Genomic DNA, 17,909 nt, shown 5'->3' on the forward strand with positions numbered 1-17,909 from the left:
AGCACCGATTCGGCAGTTCCGCCCGCCCGGACGCCAGCGCGCGTCCGGGCGGGCGACCCGCCACCCGAGGAGAGAACGATGTCCACAACCCCCCTTCTGCAGCTGCGCGGCGTGTCGAAGCACTTCGGCGCCGTCCAGGTCCTGCAACAGGTCGACTTCCACGTCAGCGCCGGTGAGGTGATGGCGCTCGTCGGCGACAACGGCGCCGGCAAGTCGACGCTGATCAAGTGCATCGCCGGCATCCACCAGATCGACGGCGGCGAGATCGTCTTCGACGGCAAGCCCGTCACGATGAGCGGGCCGAAGGACTCGGCCGACCTCGGCATCGAGGTCGTCTACCAGGACCTCGCGCTGGCGGACAACCTCGACGTGGTGCAGAACATGTTCCTCGGGCGCGAGGAGCTCGGCTCGCGCCGGCAGCTCAACGAACCGCTGATGGAGGCGCGGGCGAAGAAGACGCTCAGCGACCTGTCGGTGACGACGATCAAGTCGGTCCGCCAGACCGTGGCGGGCCTGTCCGGCGGGCAGCGGCAGTCCGTCGCCGTGGCCAAGGCGGTCATGTGGAACTCGCGCCTGGTGATCCTCGACGAGCCGACGGCGGCGCTCGGGGTCGCGCAGACGCGGCAGGTGCTCGACCTCGTCAAGCGCCTGGGGGAGCAGGGGCTCGCGGTCGTCCTGATCTCCCACAACCTGCACGACATCTTCGAGGTCGCCGACTCGGTGACCGTGCTGCGGCTCGGCCAGAACGTCGCCGAGTACCGCGTGGCCGACACCACCTCCCAGGAGGTCGTGCAGGCGATCACCGCCGGCAGCATGACGTCCGTCCCGGGCCTGAAGAAGGAGCTCTCATGAAGTTGACCAAGAACCCCGCTCCCGAGCCGGCACCGGTCGCGCCCTCGGGCGGCCACGTCCCGGAGTCCCAACGGAAGATCGGCGACTACGCCCGCGACTACGTGGACGGGATCAAGGGCGGTGAGCTCGGCTCGCTCCCGATCTTCATCGGGATGCTGATCATCTGCATCGTCTTCCAGTCGCAGAACGACCAGTTCCTCACCTCGGGCAACTTCGTCAACCTGATCCTGCAGTCCGCCGCGTTCATGACGATCGGCATGGGCGTCGTCTGGGTCCTGCTGCTCGGGGAGATCGACCTGTCGATCGGCTACGTCTCCGGCGTCGCGGGAGTGATCACGGCGATCCTCCTGACCCCGGACGGCAACACCTCGCCGACCGCGGTGGCGATCGTCATCGCGATCCTGTCCGGCACGGCGATCGGCACGTTCCACGGCATCCTCTTCACGAAGATCGGGATCCCGTCGTTCGTCGTGACCCTGGCCGGCCTGCTGGCCTGGAACGGGGTCGTCCTCCTGCTCATCGGCTCGCGCGGCACCGTCACGCTCCAGGACGACTTCACCATCGGCCTGGCCAACGACTTCCTGTCCCCGGAGCTCGCCTGGCTGGGGGTGGTGGCCGCCGCCGGGATCTACGCGGGGGCGCAGCTGAACGAGGTCAGGGTGCGGCGGGCGGCCGGGCTCGGACACGAGCCGATGCTGCTCGTCGGGCTGCGGATCGGTGCGCTCACGCTCGCCCTTGCCGCCGTGGTGGCGATCGCGAACGACGACCGCGGCATCCCGTGGGTGTTCGTCCTCGTCGGCGCGCTGCTGCTGTTCTGGACCTACATCCTCAAGCGGACCAAGTTCGGGCGCTACGTCTTCGCCGTCGGCGGCAACGTCGAGGCGGCCCGCCGCGCCGGCATCAACGTCGACCGCATCCGGATCTCGGTCTTCGCGATCGCGTCGACGATGGCCGCGATCGGCGGCATCATCCTCGCGTCGCGTCTGCGGTCGGTGGACACGAACGCGGGCGGCGGCTCGATCCTGCTCTACTCGATCGCGGCGCCGGTGATCGGCGGCACGTCGCTCTTCGGCGGCCGCGGCACGATCAAGTCCGCGATCCTCGGCGCGATCGTCATCGCGTCGATCGACAACGGGCTCGGCCTGCTCGGATTGGGGTCCGGCGAGAAGTTCGTCATCACCGGCGGCGTCCTGCTGCTGGCGGTGACCGTCGACTCGCTCTCGCGTCGCAAGCAGACCGCCTCTGGCAGAGCGTGACCCCGCTCAGGGTCGGGCTGCTGTCGACCGCGCGCATCAACCACAAGCTGGTCGAGGGCGCGCGGCAGGCAGCGGACGTCGAAGTGGTGGCCGTCGGCTCGCGCTCACGCGAGCGGGCGGCGGCACACGCATCCGAGCTGGGGTTCGAAGGCGTGCGCGTGCACGCGTCGTACGACGACGTGCTGGCCGACCCGGACGTCGACGCGGTCTACGTCGCGCTGCCGAACGGCGACCACGTCGCCTGGTCGATCCGCGCGCTGGAGGCCGGCAAGCACGTGCTGTGCGAGAAGCCGCTGTCCCGCCGGGCCGCCGACGTTGCCCGGGCGTTCGACGTGGCGGAGCGCGAGGGCCGGGTCCTCGCGGAGGCGTTCATGTGGCGTCACCACCCGCAGGTCACGCGCCTGCAGGAGCTCATCGCCGACGGCGTGATCGGCGAGGTGCGATCGGTCCGGGCCGCGTTCTCCTTCTCGCTGGGCCGGACCGGCGACGTGCGCCTCTCGGCTGCGCTCGACGGCGGGGCGCTCATGGACGTGGGGTGCTACTGCGTGTCCGGCACGCGGCTGGTGCTGGGCGAGCCCGAGCTGGTCGGCGGCACGCAGGTGCTGGGCGGCGACGGCGTTGACGTCCGGTTCGCCGCGTGGCTCCGCTTCCCGGGTGACCGCACCGCGACGATCGACTGCGCCTTCGACCTGCCCGCACGCGACGAGCTGGAGATCATCGGCTCGGCGGGAACCCTCTTCCTCGACGATCCGTGGCACGCCCGGAGACCCGTGATCGACGTCCGCCGGGGGGAGGACGTCGATCACGTCGAGGTGCCGTCCGCCGACCCGTACGCCTGCGAGCTGACGGATCTCGCGGCGGCCGTCCGCGGCGAGCGCGCCCCGCTCCTCGGGCGCGCCGACGCCGAGGGGCAGGCGCGGGTCATCGAAGCCCTGTACCGCAGCGCGGCTGAAGGCCGCGCGGTCGCTCCATGAGCGCGGTGATCGGCCTGGACGTCGGGACCTCCGGCGTCAAGGGCATCGCGCTGGCGGAGACGGGGGAGGTGCTGGCGCGCGTCGAGCGCGGCTACCCGCTGTCGACCCCGCGGCCCGGCTGGTCCGAGCAGGATCCCGAGAGCTGGTGGCTGGCAGCCGAAGCGGTCCTGGCCGAGCTGCAGGACATCGCCGGCACACCGAGCGGGATCGGCCTGTCCGGGCAGATGCACGGGCTCGTCACGCTCGACGCCAAAGGGCGACCCGTCCGGCCGGCGATCCTGTGGAACGACCAGCGCACCGCGGCGGAGTGCGCGGAGATCGAGGAGCGCATCGGCCTGGACCGCCTGATCGAGCTGACGGGCAACCGGGCGCTCACGGGCTTCACCGCCCCGAAGCTGCTGTGGCTGCGCCGCCACGAGCCGGACGCCTACGCGCGCATCGCCTCGGTGATGCTGCCGAAGGACTACGTGCGCCTGCGGCTCTGCGGGGTCGCCGCCACCGACGTCGCCGACGCCAGCGGCACCCTGCTGTTCGACGTCGCCGGGCGCCGCTGGAGCAGCGCGGTCTGCGACGCGCTCGAGGTCGACCATGGCTGGCTCCCGCCCGCGCTCGAGAGCCCGGAGGTGTCCGGCCGCACGGCCGCCGGTGTCCCCGTCGCGGCGGGCGCCGGCGACCAGGCGGCCGGCGCCCTCGGCGTCGGGGTCGTCGACCCGGGCGGGCCGCTGTCCGTCGTGCTCGGCACGTCCGGCGTGGTCTTCGCCGCGCTGGGGGACTTCGCCGCCGACCCGGCCGCGCGCGCCCACACCTTCTGCCACGCGGTCCCCGGGACGTGGCACGCGATGGGCGTGATGCTCAGCGCCGCCGGATCGCTGCAGTGGCTGCGCGACGTCGTCGCCCCCGGCGTCGACTTCGGCACGCTCGTCGCGGAGGCCGCCGCGTGGGAGCCCGGGGTGGAGGGCCTCACCTTCCTGCCGTACCTCGCCGGCGAGCGCACCCCGCACGCGGACCCCGAGGCCCGCGGCTCGTTCACCGGCCTCACGCTCCGCCACGACCGCGGCGCGCTCGTGCGGGCGGTCCTCGAGGGCGTCGCCTTCGGGCTCGGCGACTGCCTCGACGTCCTCACCCAGACCGGCGCGACGCCGACCTCCGGCCTGGCCGGCGGCGGCGGCGCCCGCAGCGACCTGTGGCTGACGATCGTCGCCTCCGTCCTCGGGCTGCCGCTCGCGCGGACCGCGGTCGACGAGGGCGCCGCGTTCGGTGCCGCGCTGCTCGGCGGCTGCGCCGGCGGGGTCTGGTCCGGCACCGCCGAGGCCGTCGCCGCCACCGTCCGGACGACCTCCCAGGTCGAGCCCGACCCGGACTGGACCACGGCCTACGCCGAGGTCCGCGGGCGCTACCGCGCGCTCTATCCAGCCTTGTCCCACCTGTCCCACACCCACCACCAGGAGGCCACGTCGTGAGCGACCTGACCGCACGCCCCGAGCACAAGTTCACCTTCGGCCTGTGGACGGTCGGCAACCCTGGCCGCGACCCGTTCGGGGACCCGACCCGCGCGCCGGTCGACCCCGTCGACTCGGTCCACCGGCTCGCCGAGCTCGGCGCCTGGGGCATCTCGCTCCACGACAACGACCTCGTGCCGTGGGGGAGCAGCGCCGCGGAGCACGAGCGCATCGTCGGTCGCTTCGACGCCGCGCTGAAGGAGACCGGGCTCCAGGTCGGCATGGCGACCACGAACCTCTTCGGCCATCCGGCCTTCAAGGACGGGGCGTTCACCTCCAACGACCGCGGCGTGCGCCGCGCGGCCATCGGGAAGGCGATGCGGTCGATCGACCTGGGTGCGCAACTCGGCGCAAAGACCTACGTCTTCTGGGGCGGCCGGGAGGGCACCGAGGTCGGCGTCGCCAAGGACCCGCGCGACGCGCTCGACCGTTACCGCGAGGCCATCAACGTCCTCGCCGAGTATGCCGTCGAGCAGGACTACGGCATGCGCTTTGCGCTCGAGCCCAAGCCGAACGAGCCGCGCGGCGACATCTTCCTGCCGACCGTCGGCCACGCGCTGCACTTCATCTCCACCCTCGACCGGCCGGAGATGGTCGGCGTGAACCCCGAGGTCGCCCACGAGACGATGGCGGGGCTGTCGTTCCTGCACGGCGTCGGGCAGGCGCTGTGGGCGGAGAAGCTCTTCCACATCGACCTCAACGCCCAGCGGATCGGCCGCTACGACCAGGACTTCCGCTTCGGCGCGGAGGACCTCAAGGAGGCGTTCCTGCTGGTCCGGCTGCTGGAGTCCGCGGGCTACGACGGGCCGCGCCACTTCGACGCGCACGCCTACCGCTCGGAGGACGCGGCCGGGGTCTGGGACTTCGCGCGCGGCTGCATGCGGACCTACGTCGCGCTCGCCGAGAAGGCACAGCACTTCGACTCCCTGCCCGAGGTCCAGGAGGCGCTCGCGGCGGCGTCGACCCCCGACCTGGGCATCGCGACCTGTGACGGCGTCTCGGAGGCGGAGGTGCTCAAGGGCGAGGTCGACGGTCTGGACGCCCTCGGCGAGCGCGGTTATGGCAACGAGGCGCTGGACCAGCTCGTGATCGAGGTCCTGCTCGGCGTGAAGTGATGCCGGACCCCGAGGTCACCCTGCGGGCCGGCGGCGACGCCGATGGCGGCGGCGAGGCGGTCGTCGTCGTGCAGGGTGGGGACCTGCTCGGCCTGCGGTCCTGGTCGGTCGACGGGCAGGAGCTGCTGGCGGCCCCGGACGCGCTGCCGCCGGAGTACTGCGTGCACGGCCGCCGCGCCGGGGTGACGCTTCTGCACCCGTGGGCGAACCGCCTCGGCGCCGACGCGTTCACGGTGGCCGGACGTGAGGTCCGGGTGCCGGACGACGAGACGGTGAGCCGGGACGCCGGCGGCCTCGCGATCCACGGCCTGGCGGTGCCAGGGGCGTGGATCCCCGAGCAGACCGGGGCCGGCGGCTGCCGGGTACGCCGCGTGGTACCGGCCACCGCGGCGTTTCCGTTCGCCCACACCGTCGGGGTCGTGATCGTGCTCGAGGTCGGCGGAACGGTGACGGTCGCGACGTCGCTGCAGGCGCTGTCCGATCCGCTGCCGGTCGCGGTCGGCTGGCACCCGTACCTGGTGCCGCCGGGGCCGCGCGCCGAGTGGGAGCTGCGGCTCCCGGCCTGCACGCGGCTACCCGCCGACGCGGCAGGCCTGCCGACAGACGCCCGTGTGCCGGCTGCGGCGGAGCGGGCGCTCCTCGGGGAGCGTGAGCTCGACGACGGCTTCGCCGACGCCGGGTCCACGACCTGGTCGGCCGGGCCCGTCGTCGTCGAGCTCGACGCGGCCTATACCGCGGCGCAGGTCTTCGCGCCCGGGGACGCGCACGTCGTGAGCCTCGAGCCGATGACCGCCCCGACGGACGCGCTGCGCACGGGCCGCGGTCTGCGGGTCCTGGCCCCGGGTGAGCGCCTCACCGCGACGTTCGTCCTGCGACACAACCGCTGAGGCACAGGTCCGGGACGGGGGTGCTGCACGGTGATCCTGCACTACGACGCCGATTTCGAGCGTCTGGCCGAGTACACGGACCTCGCTGCGACCACCGAGCTGCTGGCACCGCTGGGCAGCCTGCCCTGACGCCGCCACCTCCTGCGCTCGATAACGATCGTTATGTAACCTCGAAACGAAGCGCCGATGTCGTTCCCCGAGAGCTCGCTGCGTGACCGCGCGCTTTCTGGGCGTTCGGGATGTCCAGGACTGGATGGTTCTTGCCGGTGGACCGACGTACCGTGCCTACGACGCAGACGCGGCGGTTCCGGCCGCTCGTCCTCGCGCTCGTGAAACTGAGTCCACCGAGAGGTCGTCCCCGATGTCTGCCGAGCCGATCTGGTTCCTCGCCAACCTGATGGAGATCCACTATCCCGCCGACGGTGATCAACCGGGGCTGATCGAGGTCACTGCGCCGTCGGGCGACATGCCGCCGCTGCACGTGCACGCGGACGAGGCCGAGGCCTTCTACGTGCTGGAGGGCTCGCTCGAGGTCTGGGTGGGCACGGGCGTGCACCGCACGCTCGCAGCCGGCGAAGCCGTGCGGGCGCCCGCCGGCATCCCTCACACCTACCGCGTGGGCCCGGCCGGCGCGCGGTTCCTCGTCCCTGCCAGCGCCCGGTTCGAAGCCTTCGTTCGCGCGGTGGGCGAGCCGGCGCCGGAGCGTGTGCTTCCCACGCCCGCCCCGCCCGACCTCGAGCGCCTCGGCGCGCTGGCGGCCGCTGCGGGGATCACGCTTCTCGGCCCTCCGGGTGCGTTGCCGACGAGCGACGCGGCGGTCGCCGCGTCGGCCTGATCAACCCAGGTCAGGCGCTGAACCAATCGGTGAGCACCGGGCCGAGGATCGCCGGGTCGACCATGTGGCCGCCCGCTGCGAGTCGGTGCCGTTCAGCGGCGGGCATGGCGGCCGCGATCGCGTCGGCGGAGCTGCCGATGAAGTCGCCCGCCAGCTCCTGCATGGCGGCGTCGGCGCCCGGACCGGTCATCACCAGCGCCGGCTGGCCGATCCCGCCGAGCCGATCCGCCGGCGGCGGGCCGTCGCCGAGGCATGCCGCGTCGTAGGCGAGGCTGGGTGCGAGCTCCCGCATGCCCGGCCAGTACGCCGAGCCCTTGACCTGCTCCAGGACCTCCGGCGGGGTCCCGGCGAGCCGCATGAAGAGCTCGAGGGCCTGGTCCCGGTCGTCCCGGGCGAGCGCTTCGCGCAGCGCGGCGGCGTACTCCTGCCACGCGGCGATGGCGTCCGCGCCAACGGCGTACGGCACCTCCCATCGTCGACCACCGCGGCAAGGTCCTCGATCTCGCGCTCGAGCGAGTACGGCGGCGTGTCCCCGCTGCCTCCGCGGCCGCGACGCGCGTAGTTGGCCACCGTGAACGAGCCGGCCAGCGCCGGGATCAGCGCGGCGTTCTCCGTCCCGTCGTCCAGTCCACCGCCGATCAGCACCACCGGCGGCCCGTCGCCGTCGCGGGTGAACGCGATCGCCGTGCCGTCCTTCGCCTCCACACGATGCATCGTGCCCGCTCCTCTCACCAGTGTCTGTGAACTCCGTACTCGTCCAGTGCGTCGTCGGCGCTGATGATCCCGAGCTTCTCGCAGTCCGCCTGCGCGACGAGCAGTCGATCGAACGGGTCCTTGTGCCTGCCGTGCGGCAGGCGACGCACGGCCCAGGCGTGCTCCGAGGAGATCGCCAGCGTCAGGAAACCCTCTGCGGTGATGATCGCCGGGAGGTCGTGCGGTGCCTGCAGCTTGCCGAGGCTGGACTTGATCGCGATCTCCCAGAGCGACGCGGCGCTGACGAGCAGGACCTGGTCGGCGCGCTCCATCGTCGCCTTCGCGTCGGCGGACAGCTGCGCGTCGTCGGTCAGGAACCACAGCAGCGCGTGTGTGTCGACGAGCCAGCTCGTCACCCCGTGTACTCCTCGAACCCCTCGGGAACGGCGTCGAAGTCGGGTGCGAGCTTCAGCACGCCCTTCAGCGCGCCGGCACGGCGCGGCGCGCTTGCGGAATACGGGACGATCTTCGCGACCGGGACATCTCCACGCTGGACGATGATCTCCTCGCCCGCCTCCACCTGCGTGATCAGCCTCGAGAAGTTCGTCTTGGCTTCGTGGATCTTGACGGGCTTCATTCGACCAGCGTACCCAACTTAGTCCGGTTAGTCGACCGATCCGACGTAGTACCACTGGCCGTCCTCGCGGACGAACTCGCTGTGCTCGTCCAGCCGGCCCCGCTCGCGTGCGGACGTGTCCCAGTAGTGCGCGACGAAGTCGACCGTGCCCGTCCGGTCGTCCTCGGCACCGGCGGTCACGGCGACGATCTCCAGCCGCCGCCACTGCAGGTCGAGGTCGAGGTCCAGCGTCGCCGGCCGCGTCGACGGGTGCCAGCTCGCCAGCAGGTACACCGGGTCACAGACCGCGAACGCGCTGAAGCGCGAGCGCATCAGGCGCTCGGCCGTCGGGGCCGTCACACGCGCGGAGCCGCGGCCGCGGTGCAGCGGACCGCAGCACTCGGTGAACGGGGAGCCGGAGCCGCAGGGGCAGTCGTCGGGAACGCGAGGAGAAGTTGGATCCACCGCCGCAGGATCGCACGCCGCGAGCGCCGGCGCGGCCTACTCGGTGGTGCCCTTCTCGAGCCGCTCCAGCCGCTTGCTGATGCCGTCCAGCGCCGACAGGATCGCCTCGTCGACGGCCCGCAGCGACCCGACCCCGGCGGTGACGTCGCCGACCTGGGCCTCGATCTCGTCGACCTCGCGCTCGACCTCGTCGACCTTCCCGGCGATGCCGGCGGTGGCGACGCCGACCTCGGCCTCGATCCGCCGCTCGGCCAAGACCGTCGCAGTGCCCGCGATCATGCCGATGAGCACGGGACCGATGCCCATCAGGATCATCCCGAGCACGCGGCCCTCGGTCGTCCGCGGGAAGAGGTCGCCGTAGCCGGTGGTGGTGATCGTCACCCAGGCCCACCAGACCCCGTCGAACCCGTTGTTGACGCCGTCCTGGTCGGACTCGAGCTCCGCGAACGCCAGCCCACCGCCGAAGACGGCGAGGAACGCGAGCGTCGCCGCGTAGCGGAACCCGTTGACGCGGAAGACCTTCCCGAGCACCGGCAGCAGGTCCAGGATCCGCAGCAGGCGCAGGATCCACAGCACCTGCAGCACCCCGGGCAGGAACGGCGGCGTCACCACCAGCAGGACGAGGTCGAGCTTGTTGTGACGCACGTACGCGCGGTCGTCCGGGCAGAGCCGGAGCATGAGGACCGTCTCGCCCAGGAACGTCAGCCAGATGCTCCAGTTGAGGACGAGCGAGACGACGCCGAGGGCGCCGTCCGGATCGGCGGAGTGCAGTGCGAGCGACGGGACCGTCAGCAGGACGGCGACGAGGACCGGCAGGTCCAAGCGCGCCGCCCGCGCGGCCTGCTCGTCGCTCATCCCCGGGACGTAGTGCACCCCGTGGTACGACGTCCGCTCGGAGACGAGCTCGCTCATGGTGTGCTGCTACCGCTTGCGCTTCTTGGACTTCTTGCTCGACGAGGACGACCCCGACCCGGAGCCGGACGACTTCGGCTTGGCCGCCTTGCTCGCCTTCTGGATCAGCGCGGTCGCCGCGCCCGCCTTCGCGCGCTTGGTCGTGTGCTTCTTGATCTTGCCGGCGGCGAGCGCCGCCGCCAGGACACCGCCCGGTCCGTACGCGCTGTCGCAGTCGCTCGCCGCGTAGAGCGTCGTCGGGACCGTCGTCTCCACGCCGTCCGGGTCGTGGTCGCAGACCAGCGCGGTCGGGACGTTCTCGCCCTCGACGCTGATGCTCGTCGGGGCGACGCCCTCGGCGACCAGGACCTGCTGCGCCTCCTGCAGCGTGAGCCCCTCGGTGTCGGCGGTCTTCGGCGGCGAGTCGCTGCTGCCGCAGCCGGCGGCCAGGAGTGCGGCGGAGACAAGTGCGGCGGTCAGGCTGAGCGCTTTCATCGAGGTCCTTGGTCAGTGGAGGCGGAAGCTGGCCGGAGATCGTAGAGCGCGGCGGTGGTCCGCGCTGGGATCTGTGGCGTTTGACCCAGCGGCACCCCGTCCCGCGGCAACGTCCGTCCAGGCGGGTCCAGGGCAGCCCGGGCCCCGCCGATGGACCGGCATGGACCGTGAAGGGCTCCGTGCCGGTCACCTGCTCGCGCTTTCCGGCGCCGGGCTGCTCCTGCTCGCGCTGTGGCTGCCGTGGTACTCGCTCAGCCTGGGGCCGGCCGAGCGCGGACGCCTCAGCGGCGGCGCCGCGCAGTTCGGGGGCGCATCCTTCGCCGCCCTCGCCGACGGCCTGCTCGCCCGGCTCGACGGGCTGCGGCTCACGGCCTGGGCCGTCTTCGGCGGGACGGATGTGATGCTGGCGGTCGCCGCGGGCATCGTCGTCGTGGTCGTGCTCGCCGCGGCGGGCGCGGCCGGCCCCGGCGTCCGCATCGACCACGACGTGGCCGCGCGCATCGCGCTGGCGATCGGCGTCGTGGCCGTCGGGCTCATCCTGCTGCGCGCCGTCGACCGGCCGGGCCCGGCCGGGATCCTGGACCCGGGTCCGGGGATCTGGGTCGGCCTGGCCGGCGCGAGCCTGATCGCGGTCGGGGGTGCCCTCGGCCGCGGACAGGACCGCGCGCTGCCACAGTCCGTGTGGGCGGCGCCCGCGCCGGCGGCGCCGCTGTCGCCGGGCCGCCCCGGCAGCACGCCACCGCCGGGGATGCGCGCCGCGCCGGATGCGTGAGCCGGGGAGCTTGGGTCCTGCGTCCCCGAATGCGCGGACACGGGACCCAAGGTCCCCGTCACGGGTGAGCGGGACTCAGGCGAGGCCCTCCAGGTGCTCGCGCAGCGCGGCCCGCACGCGCGCGCCGCTCGTCTCCCCCGGGTAGAGCGCCAGGTGCAGGCAGAGGCCATCGAGCAGGCCGTGCAGCGCATCGGTCCGGCGGCGCAGGACAGGATCGCGGTAGCCGGCGACGAGGGTGCGCTGGTCCTCGGCGAGCGCCATGACGACCGACACGCAGATCGATCGGATGTCGCGATGCGCCGCGAGGGCGACCGGGCGAAGGTCCGGTGACGTGCGCGCCAGCAGGACCAGCTCGAGCCAGACCTCGAACTCGGCCCGGCGCCGCGCGTCGAGCGGCGCGACCTCCTCGAGGATCGCCGCGAGGGCGTCCAGCCGTTCGGCCGCCGGCCTGCTGCGAAAGTCGCCCAGCGCGGTCAGCCGCGCCTGCACCCGGCCCGCGACGGCGTCCGTCATGGACTCGACCGCGAGCCGCAGCAAGGCGTCCTGCGTGCCGAAGTAGTGGCGCAGTGCGCCGGCCGAGATCCCGGCCTCCGCGGCGACGGTCCGCACCGAGGTGCCGGCCATGCCGTCGCGCTGCACCACCCGCCACAGCGCGGCCACGATCGCAGCGCGGCGGGCTTCGTGATCGACGACCTTCGGCACCCCCACGTTTTAGCACAGCTGTGTTATCTTAGTTTGCAACACGACTGTGTTGCAAAACGAAGAGGGAGTCATACCGTGCTCATCACCGTCATCGTCGCCTGCGAGGTTCTCTTCTGGGTCGTCCTCCTGGGCGGGCTTGCCGTCCGGTACCTGCTGCGGCGGCCGCGCCTTGGCGGCATCCTCCTGGCGTGCGCCCCGCTCGTCGACCTGATCCTCCTGACCGTCAGCATCCTGGACCTGCGCGCCGGCGGCACGGCGACGACCGCGCACACGCTCGCGGCGGTCTACATCGGCGTCTCCGTTGCCTTCGGCCACCGCATGGTCCGCTGGGCGGACGTGCGGTTCGCACACCGATACGCAGACGGCCCGGCGCCGACCCCCAAGCCTCGTGACGGTCGTGCGCGTGCGGCGTACGAGCGCAGCGCCTGGCTGCGGCACCTGCTGGCCTGGGGCGTCGGCACCGCGCTCATGCTCGCGGCGGTGCTCGTCATCGACGACCCGTCGCGCACCGACGCGTTCGTCGCGACCGCGAAGGTCTGGACGCTGATCCTCGCGATCGATGCCGCGGTGGCCGTCAGCTACACCGTCGCGCCGAAGGGCCCGCGGCCCACGACGCCGCTCAGCCGTCGCTGAGCGACTGCCGCGACTCGCGGCTCAGCTGCTCGATCGCGTCGGCCAGGTGCACCATGTCGATGTTGTAGTCGCCGCGGCTGACGCGGATGCGATGGGCGGCAAGCAGGACGTCCGCGTGCGTGAAGCCGTGCGGCGGGACGAAGCGGTAGGACGCGAGCTCGATCAGCAGGCCCAGCGGGTCCTTGAAGTAGATCGAGTCCATGAAGCCGCGGTCCTTGACGCCGCTGTGGTGCACGCCGCGTTCGTCCAGCCGCTCGACGGCCTGGGCGAACGTCGCCGCCGACAGCGAGAACGCGACGTGGTGAACGGCGCCCGGGTCGGTCGACGTGCGCTCGTTGGTCCCGGTCCGGCTCTCGTCCGTGAAGATCGTGATCAGGCGGCCGTCGCCGGGATCGAAGTACAGGTGGCTCTCCCCCGGGTTGTCGAGGTTCGGCTGCTCGAAGACGAACGGCATGCCGAGGACGCCCTCCCAGAAGTCGATCGACGTCTGGCGGTCGGCGCCCACGAGCGTGATGTGGTGGACGCCCTGACTCTGCAGCTTGCGCATGGGCGCAACATATTGCGTGCCGGCGACGCGCGCGCGAGTCAGGGGAACGTCGCCTCGATCGCCGCGACCCGTGCCGCAGGGATCCCCCACGGCTCGGCGACCCCGACGGCCGCATCGAGGTCCCACAGCACGCAGCGCTCACCCGGCCCGCGCACGAACGACCACGCCACGACGGTGTTCGACAGCTGCTGCGCCATCGTGGGGCCGGAGGCGGCCGACGGCAGGCCGCCGCCCTCGGGGTGGTGGTGCAGGAACCTGCCGTAGGCAGCGTCGCAGAACGCGGCGTAGCGCGCGGTGCAGAGGATGAGCCCGTGCCAGGCCTCGTCGACGGCGCGGGACGGCATGCCGATCACCTGCCGGTCCTGCAGCGCGGCGCCGGCGCAGCGCAGCCACTGGCGGAGCCCCTCGGCGATGAGCTCGCGCGGCTCCCACGGGCACGTCTTCCAGATGGCAGGCGGCAGGTCGAGCTCCGCGACCGCGGCGCGCGTGCGCTCGGGGTCGACCGTCGGGCGGCGCGGGTTCAGGCGCATGGCCCAGCAGGCTAGACGCCCGGTAGCTTGCGCAGGCGTGAGCACTCCCGAACGCCTCCGCATCGACGCCAACGGCCTGGGCTTCGGCGCGCTCGCCTGGGGCGACCCGGCCGCGCCGCTCGCCCTGCTCGTCCACGGCTACCCGGACTCGGCGTGGACCTGGCGCCACCTCGGGCCGTACTTGGCCGAGCGCGGCTGGCGCGCCGTGGCGCCGTTCACGCGGGGCTACGCCCCGACCGACCTCGCGCCGGACGACAGCTACCTCGTCGCCGACCTGCGGGACGACGTGCTGGCGCTGCACACCGCACTCGGCGGCGACGAGCGCTCCGTGCTCGTCGGCCACGACTGGGGTGCGGTGGCGGCCTACGCCGCGATGGAGGCCGACCCGAACCGGTTCCGCGCCTACGTGACGCTCGCCGTCCCCCCGCCCCCGGCGATCCTGAAGCCCATGACCACGCGGGCGACCGCGCGCATGGCGGTCCGCCAGACGGCCATGAGCTGGTACTTCGTCTTCAACCAGCTCCCCGGCGCGGCACGGGCGCAGGACCGCGTGATCCCGCGGCTGTGGCGGGACTGGTCCCCGGGCCACGATGCCCGCGAGGACCTGACCCGGGTCTTCGAGGCGCTGAGCGGGCCCGGGCGCCGGCGCGCCGCCGTCCGCTACTACCGCAACAACCTCCAGCGCGGCCTCAAGGCGACGTTCACCATCAGGCCGAAGGCGCCCGTCCTGTACCTGCACGGCGAGGGCGACGGCTGCATGCAGGCGGACATCGCGACGTGCTTCCCGGACGCGCTTCCGGCCGGCAGCCGGTACGAGCGCGTGCCGGGCGTCGGCCACTTCCTCCAGCTCGAGGACCCCGAGCGGGTGAACGCCCTGGTGAGCGATTGGATCGGCTCGCCGACCGGGGCCGACCGCCCCGACCCGGGCGTCGACGCGGCGATCTGACGACCGGGGCGGCGTCCGCTGCCTCGAACGCGCCCCGACCGCCCGGCCCCTGCCCCCAGGGGATCGGTCCACTCTAAGCCGTATCGACGTCTGACGCGAACCTGGCGCATGCCGCCTGCACGCGTGTGCGGCGCGTAGATTGTGGGGCTTGACCGAGGCCGTCTTCGTCGCCGTCGTCGCGCTGCGGCTGCTGATCCCGCTGGGGATCCCGAAGTACCCGCTGCCGTTCATCATCGCCGCACTGCTGCTCGACGGGGTCGACCAGACCATCTTCCAGGCTGTCGACGCCACGAGCGTCCTGGACAACTACCAGGACTACGACAAGGCGCTCGACGTCTACTACCTGACGATCGCCTACGCGTCGACGTTCAGGAACTGGCTGGATCCCGACGCCTTGGCGGTGGCGCGCTTCCTCTTCTACTACCGGCTGGCCGGGACGCTGGCCTTCGAGCTGACCGGCGTGCGGGCGCTGCTGATCATCTTCCCCAACACGTTCGAGTACTTCTTCATCTTCTACGAGCTCGTGCGGCTGCGGTGGAACCCGGCCCGGATGAGCCGCGGACTGGTGATCGGGGCCGCCGCCGCGATCTGGATCTGCATCAAGCTGCCGCAGGAGTACTGGATCCACATCGCCGAGCTCGACGTCACCGACGAGCAGGCAGCCAACCCGTGGCTGCTGCCGGCGTTCCTCGCCGCCTGCGCGCTGGTGGCGAGCGGGCTGTGGCCGCTGCGCTCGCGGCTGCCCCCGGCCGACCGCACCCCGGACCTGCACGTCGACGCCTACATCGACCGGCCGACCAGCTGCGCGGTCACGCCGCGCCGGGACATGAACGCGATCCTGAGCGTCGCGACGGCCGAGAAGGTCCTGCTGCTCGCCACGATCGCGGTCATCTTCAGCCAGGTGCTGGACGGGATCCGGGCCAGCTCGTTCCAGCTCGTCATCGGCGTCGGGACGATCGTCACGCTGAACGCGGTCATCAGCCTGTGGCGCGTCGAGCGGGGCTCGCGCTACGGCTCGACCGTCGCGCAGTTCACCGCGATGGTCACCGTCAACCTCGCGATCCTCGGGGCCGGGGTGCTCCTGCGCCGCACCGCCGGCGTCTCGGCGTACCTCCCGATCGCCGACGCCGCGTTCTTCCTCCTGCTCATCAGCATGGTGATCGCGATGTACGACCGGTACCGCATCATCGGGAACCTCTCGCTGGACAAGCGCCCGCGCCTGCGGCGGCGGCTCCGGGACATGCGTCAGGTCGCACATTGACCCCGGCCACGGCCACGGGACGGACCCTCACGTGGCTGGGACACGCGACGGCGCTCATCGAGGTGCGCGGGGCCCGCATCCTCACCGACCCGCTCCTGCGTCCGCGCCTGGCGCACATCACGCGCCGCGTGCCGCCGGTCGCCCCGGCCTCGCTCGGCGGCGTCGACGGCATCCTCATCTCGCACGTCCACCTCGATCATCTCGATCGGCCCACGCTGCGGGCCCTGGGGTCGTCGGTGCCGATCATCGCGCCGCGCGGGGCGGCCGCCTCGCTCCGCGGGCTGGGGCCTGTCCACGAGCTCGACGTCGGCGAGACCGCGACCCTCGCCGGCGTCGAGGTGACCGCGACACCGGCGGTCCACAGCGCGAGGCGCCGCGGCCGGCGGGTGCCGGCGCTCGGCTACGTGGTCGACCGCGACCTGTACTTCGCCGGCGACACCGATCGGTTCGACGCGATGGCGGAGCTCGCGCCGCTCGAGCTCGCACTCGTCCCCGTGTGGGGCTACGGACCGACGCTCGGGCCCGGTCACCTGGACCCGCAACGGGCCGCCGAGGCCACCGCGGTGCTGCGGCCGCGGGTCGCGGTGCCGATCCACTGGGGGACGTACTTCCCTTTCCCGCTCGGGCTCCGCGGGCACCCGCTGCTCCACCAGCCGCCGCGGGCGTTCGCGGCGCGTGCGGCCGTCCTGGCGCCGGCGACGGAGGTCGTCGTGCTCGAGCCCGGCGGCAGGCTCGAGCTGCGCCCGCGTGTGGCTAGCCCTTGAGGAAGCGGATCGTCATCGGATAGCGGTACGCCTCGCCGCGACTGGCTCTCGTCGTGGCGATGACCGTGAGCACGAGCCACGCGATCGCCCCCGCGACCAGCACCGGGATGAGCAGCAGCCCGACGAGGACGAAGATCAGGATCAGCGTGATCGTTCCGCCGACGATCAGGTACAGCAGCGCGGACAGCTGGAAGTTCAGCGCCTCGGTCGCCTCCTGCTTGACGAACGGGTCGCTCGACCCCTTGATCGCCAGGACGAGCAGCGGACCCACGAACGCCAGCGCACCGAACCAGCCGAAGACGAGCGGCGAGACGTGCGCGAGCGCGGCCCACGTGCGGCCGTCGCCCGAGCTGCCCGACAGCTGCGATCCGGCGGGTCCCCCGGGCACCGGCGCTCCGGGCGAGGTGTGCGCGGTCCACTGCGAGCCGTCCCACCAGCGGCTTGAACCACTGCCGTCCGGATCGGGGTAGTAGCCCGGGGACGGCGTGGGCCCGACGGCCGTCTGCGGCGCCGGTGGTGGCGGGGGCGGCGGCGACGAGGAGCCGGGCTTGCTGAAGTCCATGCGCCCAATGATGCCGGGTCCGCGGGCTGCGGACGAGGAACTTCCCGCCTGAGGGCCTCAGGACAGCCCGAGGGCGGCGGCGGCCGGCGCCTGCGAGGGCGGTGCGTCCGGGACCCCCGCACCGGTGCGGCTCGGCTCGGCGAGCTCCCGCAGCAGCGCGAGCGTGCGGTCGTGCGCCGCCGCGTCCCGGCGGACCGCCTGCGCGCTGCGGGCGCCGGCCTGCGCCAGCTGCCCCGTGAGCCCGTGGGCGCGCCACCGCGAGGGGCGGCCGACCAGCGGCGGCATCGTGGCCGCGTGCGCGAACAGGCGGCCGGCCCGCTCGCGCCGCCAGGCCGCGTCGTCGGTCCGCGACCCGACCAGGATCAGCGCCAGCGTCGTCAGCTCCTGCCGGCGGACGTCGTCGAGGGCATCGTTGTAGCCGCGGGCGAAGGCCGCGAGGAGCGGGCAGGCGCAGTGCGGTCGGTCGCTGAACCGCTCGCCGGCGAGCATCGAGCAGAGCTCCATCGTGCACACGCCGTCCGCGGGCGCCAGGTGCGCTCCGGCGGTGAGGCGAACGGTTTTGACGTTGACGTCGACCATCGGCGTGCGGCCCGAATCTAAAGCAGGGCGGCCGC

General features: G+C 72.7%; 23 protein-coding genes. 12 read left to right on the top strand and 11 right to left on the bottom strand.

The window, feature by feature from the left end; genetic code table 11:
• The first annotated feature begins 78 nt into the window (after positions 1-78).
• The 7 genes from DSM112329_RS12565 to DSM112329_RS12595 all read left to right on the top strand — a co-directional run bounded on the left by DSM112329_RS12565 (position 79) and on the right by DSM112329_RS12595 (position 7,418).
• On the top strand, positions 79-852 hold the full coding sequence (locus tag DSM112329_RS12565; protein ID WP_354702162.1) for an ATP-binding cassette domain-containing protein: 774 nt from the start codon (positions 79-81) through the stop codon (positions 850-852).
• Complete coding sequence (locus DSM112329_RS12570) at positions 849-2,108, top strand: ABC transporter permease (protein WP_354702163.1); 1,260 nt, start codon at positions 849-851, stop codon at positions 2,106-2,108. The genes DSM112329_RS12565 and DSM112329_RS12570 overlap by 4 nt, the downstream gene beginning before the upstream one ends.
• On the top strand, positions 2,105-3,082 hold the full coding sequence (locus DSM112329_RS12575; RefSeq protein WP_354702164.1) for a Gfo/Idh/MocA family oxidoreductase: 978 nt from the start codon (positions 2,105-2,107) through the stop codon (positions 3,080-3,082). The genes DSM112329_RS12570 and DSM112329_RS12575 overlap by 4 nt, the downstream gene beginning before the upstream one ends.
• On the top strand, positions 3,079-4,542 hold the full coding sequence (gene xylB / locus DSM112329_RS12580; RefSeq protein ID WP_354702165.1) for a xylulokinase: 1,464 nt from the start codon (positions 3,079-3,081) through the stop codon (positions 4,540-4,542). Before DSM112329_RS12575 ends, xylB begins: the two co-directional genes overlap by 4 nt.
• Positions 4,539-5,696: a xylose isomerase gene (xylA, locus tag DSM112329_RS12585; protein WP_354702166.1), complete on the top strand. Its 1,158-nt coding sequence runs from the start codon at positions 4,539-4,541 to the stop codon at positions 5,694-5,696. The genes xylB and xylA overlap by 4 nt, the downstream gene beginning before the upstream one ends.
• Positions 5,696-6,583 carry an aldose 1-epimerase gene (locus DSM112329_RS12590; RefSeq protein ID WP_354702167.1) on the top strand — a complete coding sequence of 296 codons (888 nt, stop codon included), beginning with the start codon at positions 5,696-5,698 and terminating at the stop codon, positions 6,581-6,583. Before xylA ends, DSM112329_RS12590 begins: the two co-directional genes overlap by 1 nt.
• Positions 6,584-6,944: 361 nt before the next feature.
• Entirely contained in the window at positions 6,945-7,418 is a 474-nt protein-coding gene (locus DSM112329_RS12595; RefSeq protein ID WP_354702168.1) for a cupin domain-containing protein, read from the top strand.
• Positions 7,419-7,428: 10 nt separating this feature from the next.
• Here the strand turns inward: DSM112329_RS12595 and DSM112329_RS12600 are convergent, their stop codons facing one another.
• The 6 genes from DSM112329_RS12600 to DSM112329_RS12625 all read right to left on the bottom strand — a co-directional run bounded on the left by DSM112329_RS12600 (position 7,429) and on the right by DSM112329_RS12625 (position 10,578).
• On the bottom strand, positions 7,429-7,884 hold the full coding sequence (locus tag DSM112329_RS12600) for a hypothetical protein (RefSeq protein ID WP_354702169.1): 456 nt from the start codon (positions 7,882-7,884) through the stop codon (positions 7,429-7,431).
• Between the two features lie 262 nt (positions 7,885-8,146).
• A complete protein-coding gene (locus tag DSM112329_RS12605) occupies positions 8,147-8,527 on the bottom strand; it encodes a type II toxin-antitoxin system VapC family toxin (protein ID WP_354702170.1) in 381 nt (126 codons plus the stop codon).
• The gene (locus tag DSM112329_RS12610) at positions 8,524-8,748 is read right to left on the bottom strand and encodes a type II toxin-antitoxin system prevent-host-death family antitoxin (RefSeq protein WP_354702171.1); all 225 of its coding nucleotides are present in this window, start codon (positions 8,746-8,748) and stop codon (positions 8,524-8,526) included. Before DSM112329_RS12610 ends, DSM112329_RS12605 begins: the two co-directional genes overlap by 4 nt.
• Before the next feature lie 27 nt (positions 8,749-8,775).
• Entirely contained in the window at positions 8,776-9,192 is a 417-nt protein-coding gene (locus DSM112329_RS12615) for a YchJ family metal-binding protein (RefSeq protein ID WP_354702172.1), read from the bottom strand.
• 36 nt (positions 9,193-9,228) lie between these two features.
• Positions 9,229-10,104, bottom strand: a complete 876-nt coding sequence (locus DSM112329_RS12620) for an ion channel (RefSeq protein WP_354702173.1) — start codon at positions 10,102-10,104, stop codon at positions 9,229-9,231.
• Between the two features lie 9 nt (positions 10,105-10,113).
• Positions 10,114-10,578: a hypothetical protein gene (locus tag DSM112329_RS12625; protein ID WP_354702174.1), complete on the bottom strand. Its 465-nt coding sequence runs from the start codon at positions 10,576-10,578 to the stop codon at positions 10,114-10,116.
• Between the two features lie 160 nt (positions 10,579-10,738).
• Between DSM112329_RS12625 and DSM112329_RS12630 the strand changes: the two genes are divergently transcribed.
• Positions 10,739-11,350 carry a hypothetical protein gene (locus DSM112329_RS12630; protein WP_354702175.1) on the top strand — a complete coding sequence of 204 codons (612 nt, stop codon included), beginning with the start codon at positions 10,739-10,741 and terminating at the stop codon, positions 11,348-11,350.
• A gap of 75 nt (positions 11,351-11,425) precedes the next feature.
• On the opposite strand, the gene DSM112329_RS12635 is transcribed toward DSM112329_RS12630, so the two are convergent.
• Positions 11,426-12,052, bottom strand: coding sequence for a TetR/AcrR family transcriptional regulator (locus tag DSM112329_RS12635; RefSeq protein WP_354702176.1), 627 nt, complete (start codon positions 12,050-12,052; stop codon positions 11,426-11,428).
• Between the two features lie 75 nt (positions 12,053-12,127).
• Here DSM112329_RS12635 and DSM112329_RS12640 point away from each other — a divergent pair, with 75 nt between their 5' ends.
• Positions 12,128-12,685 carry a hypothetical protein gene (locus DSM112329_RS12640; RefSeq protein WP_354702177.1) on the top strand — a complete coding sequence of 186 codons (558 nt, stop codon included), beginning with the start codon at positions 12,128-12,130 and terminating at the stop codon, positions 12,683-12,685.
• On the opposite strand, the gene DSM112329_RS12645 is transcribed toward DSM112329_RS12640, so the two are convergent.
• Both DSM112329_RS12645 and DSM112329_RS12650 read right to left on the bottom strand, forming a co-directional pair.
• A complete protein-coding gene (locus tag DSM112329_RS12645) occupies positions 12,672-13,232 on the bottom strand; it encodes a VOC family protein (RefSeq protein WP_354702178.1) in 561 nt (186 codons plus the stop codon). The genes DSM112329_RS12640 and DSM112329_RS12645 overlap by 14 nt on opposite strands.
• A 38-nt stretch (positions 13,233-13,270) precedes the next feature.
• Positions 13,271-13,762, bottom strand: a complete 492-nt coding sequence (locus DSM112329_RS12650) for a hypothetical protein (RefSeq protein ID WP_354702179.1) — start codon at positions 13,760-13,762, stop codon at positions 13,271-13,273.
• 37 nt (positions 13,763-13,799) lie between these two features.
• Between DSM112329_RS12650 and DSM112329_RS12655 the strand changes: the two genes are divergently transcribed.
• The 3 genes from DSM112329_RS12655 (at position 13,800) to DSM112329_RS12665 (ending at position 16,733) form a co-directional block, all read left to right on the top strand.
• Positions 13,800-14,708 carry an alpha/beta hydrolase gene (locus DSM112329_RS12655; protein ID WP_354702180.1) on the top strand — a complete coding sequence of 303 codons (909 nt, stop codon included), beginning with the start codon at positions 13,800-13,802 and terminating at the stop codon, positions 14,706-14,708.
• Between the two features lie 148 nt (positions 14,709-14,856).
• Positions 14,857-15,969 (top strand): hypothetical protein, encoded by a 1,113-nt coding sequence (locus DSM112329_RS12660; protein ID WP_354702181.1) that lies wholly within the window; start codon positions 14,857-14,859, stop codon positions 15,967-15,969.
• On the top strand, positions 15,966-16,733 hold the full coding sequence (locus DSM112329_RS12665) for an MBL fold metallo-hydrolase (protein WP_354702182.1): 768 nt from the start codon (positions 15,966-15,968) through the stop codon (positions 16,731-16,733). Before DSM112329_RS12660 ends, DSM112329_RS12665 begins: the two co-directional genes overlap by 4 nt.
• Here DSM112329_RS12665 and DSM112329_RS12670 read toward each other — a convergent pair.
• Positions 16,723-17,295 carry a DUF4870 domain-containing protein gene (locus DSM112329_RS12670; protein ID WP_354702183.1) on the bottom strand — a complete coding sequence of 191 codons (573 nt, stop codon included), beginning with the start codon at positions 17,293-17,295 and terminating at the stop codon, positions 16,723-16,725. The genes DSM112329_RS12665 and DSM112329_RS12670 overlap by 11 nt on opposite strands.
• Before the next feature lie 57 nt (positions 17,296-17,352).
• Entirely contained in the window at positions 17,353-17,874 is a 522-nt protein-coding gene (locus DSM112329_RS12675; protein WP_354702184.1) for a hypothetical protein, read from the bottom strand.
• Positions 17,875-17,909 lie beyond the last annotated feature (35 nt).

This window comes from Paraconexibacter sp. AEG42_29 (genome assembly GCF_040581415.1).
In the GTDB taxonomy this organism is placed as follows: domain Bacteria; phylum Actinomycetota; class Thermoleophilia; order Solirubrobacterales; family Solirubrobacteraceae; genus Paraconexibacter.

Coding starts and splice junctions, on each gene's coding strand:
- DSM112329_RS12565 (WP_354702162.1), top strand. CDS start 79: ATGTCCACAACCCCCCTTCTGCAGCTGCGCGGCGTGTCGAAGCACTTC.
- DSM112329_RS12570 (WP_354702163.1), top strand. CDS start 849: ATGAAGTTGACCAAGAACCCCGCTCCCGAGCCGGCACCGGTCGCGCCC.
- xylB (WP_354702165.1), top strand. CDS start 3,079: ATGAGCGCGGTGATCGGCCTGGACGTCGGGACCTCCGGCGTCAAGGGC.
- DSM112329_RS12590 (WP_354702167.1), top strand. CDS start 5,696: ATGCCGGACCCCGAGGTCACCCTGCGGGCCGGCGGCGACGCCGATGGC.
- DSM112329_RS12595 (WP_354702168.1), top strand. CDS start 6,945: ATGTCTGCCGAGCCGATCTGGTTCCTCGCCAACCTGATGGAGATCCAC.
- DSM112329_RS12610 (WP_354702171.1), bottom strand. CDS start 8,748: ATGAAGCCCGTCAAGATCCACGAAGCCAAGACGAACTTCTCGAGGCTG.
- DSM112329_RS12620 (WP_354702173.1), bottom strand. CDS start 10,104: ATGAGCGAGCTCGTCTCCGAGCGGACGTCGTACCACGGGGTGCACTAC.
- DSM112329_RS12625 (WP_354702174.1), bottom strand. CDS start 10,578: ATGAAAGCGCTCAGCCTGACCGCCGCACTTGTCTCCGCCGCACTCCTG.
- DSM112329_RS12630 (WP_354702175.1), top strand. CDS start 10,739: ATGGACCGTGAAGGGCTCCGTGCCGGTCACCTGCTCGCGCTTTCCGGC.
- DSM112329_RS12645 (WP_354702178.1), bottom strand. CDS start 13,232: ATGCGCAAGCTGCAGAGTCAGGGCGTCCACCACATCACGCTCGTGGGC.
- DSM112329_RS12650 (WP_354702179.1), bottom strand. CDS start 13,762: ATGCGCCTGAACCCGCGCCGCCCGACGGTCGACCCCGAGCGCACGCGC.
- DSM112329_RS12670 (WP_354702183.1), bottom strand. CDS start 17,295: ATGGACTTCAGCAAGCCCGGCTCCTCGTCGCCGCCGCCCCCGCCACCA.
- DSM112329_RS12675 (WP_354702184.1), bottom strand. CDS start 17,874: ATGGTCGACGTCAACGTCAAAACCGTTCGCCTCACCGCCGGAGCGCAC.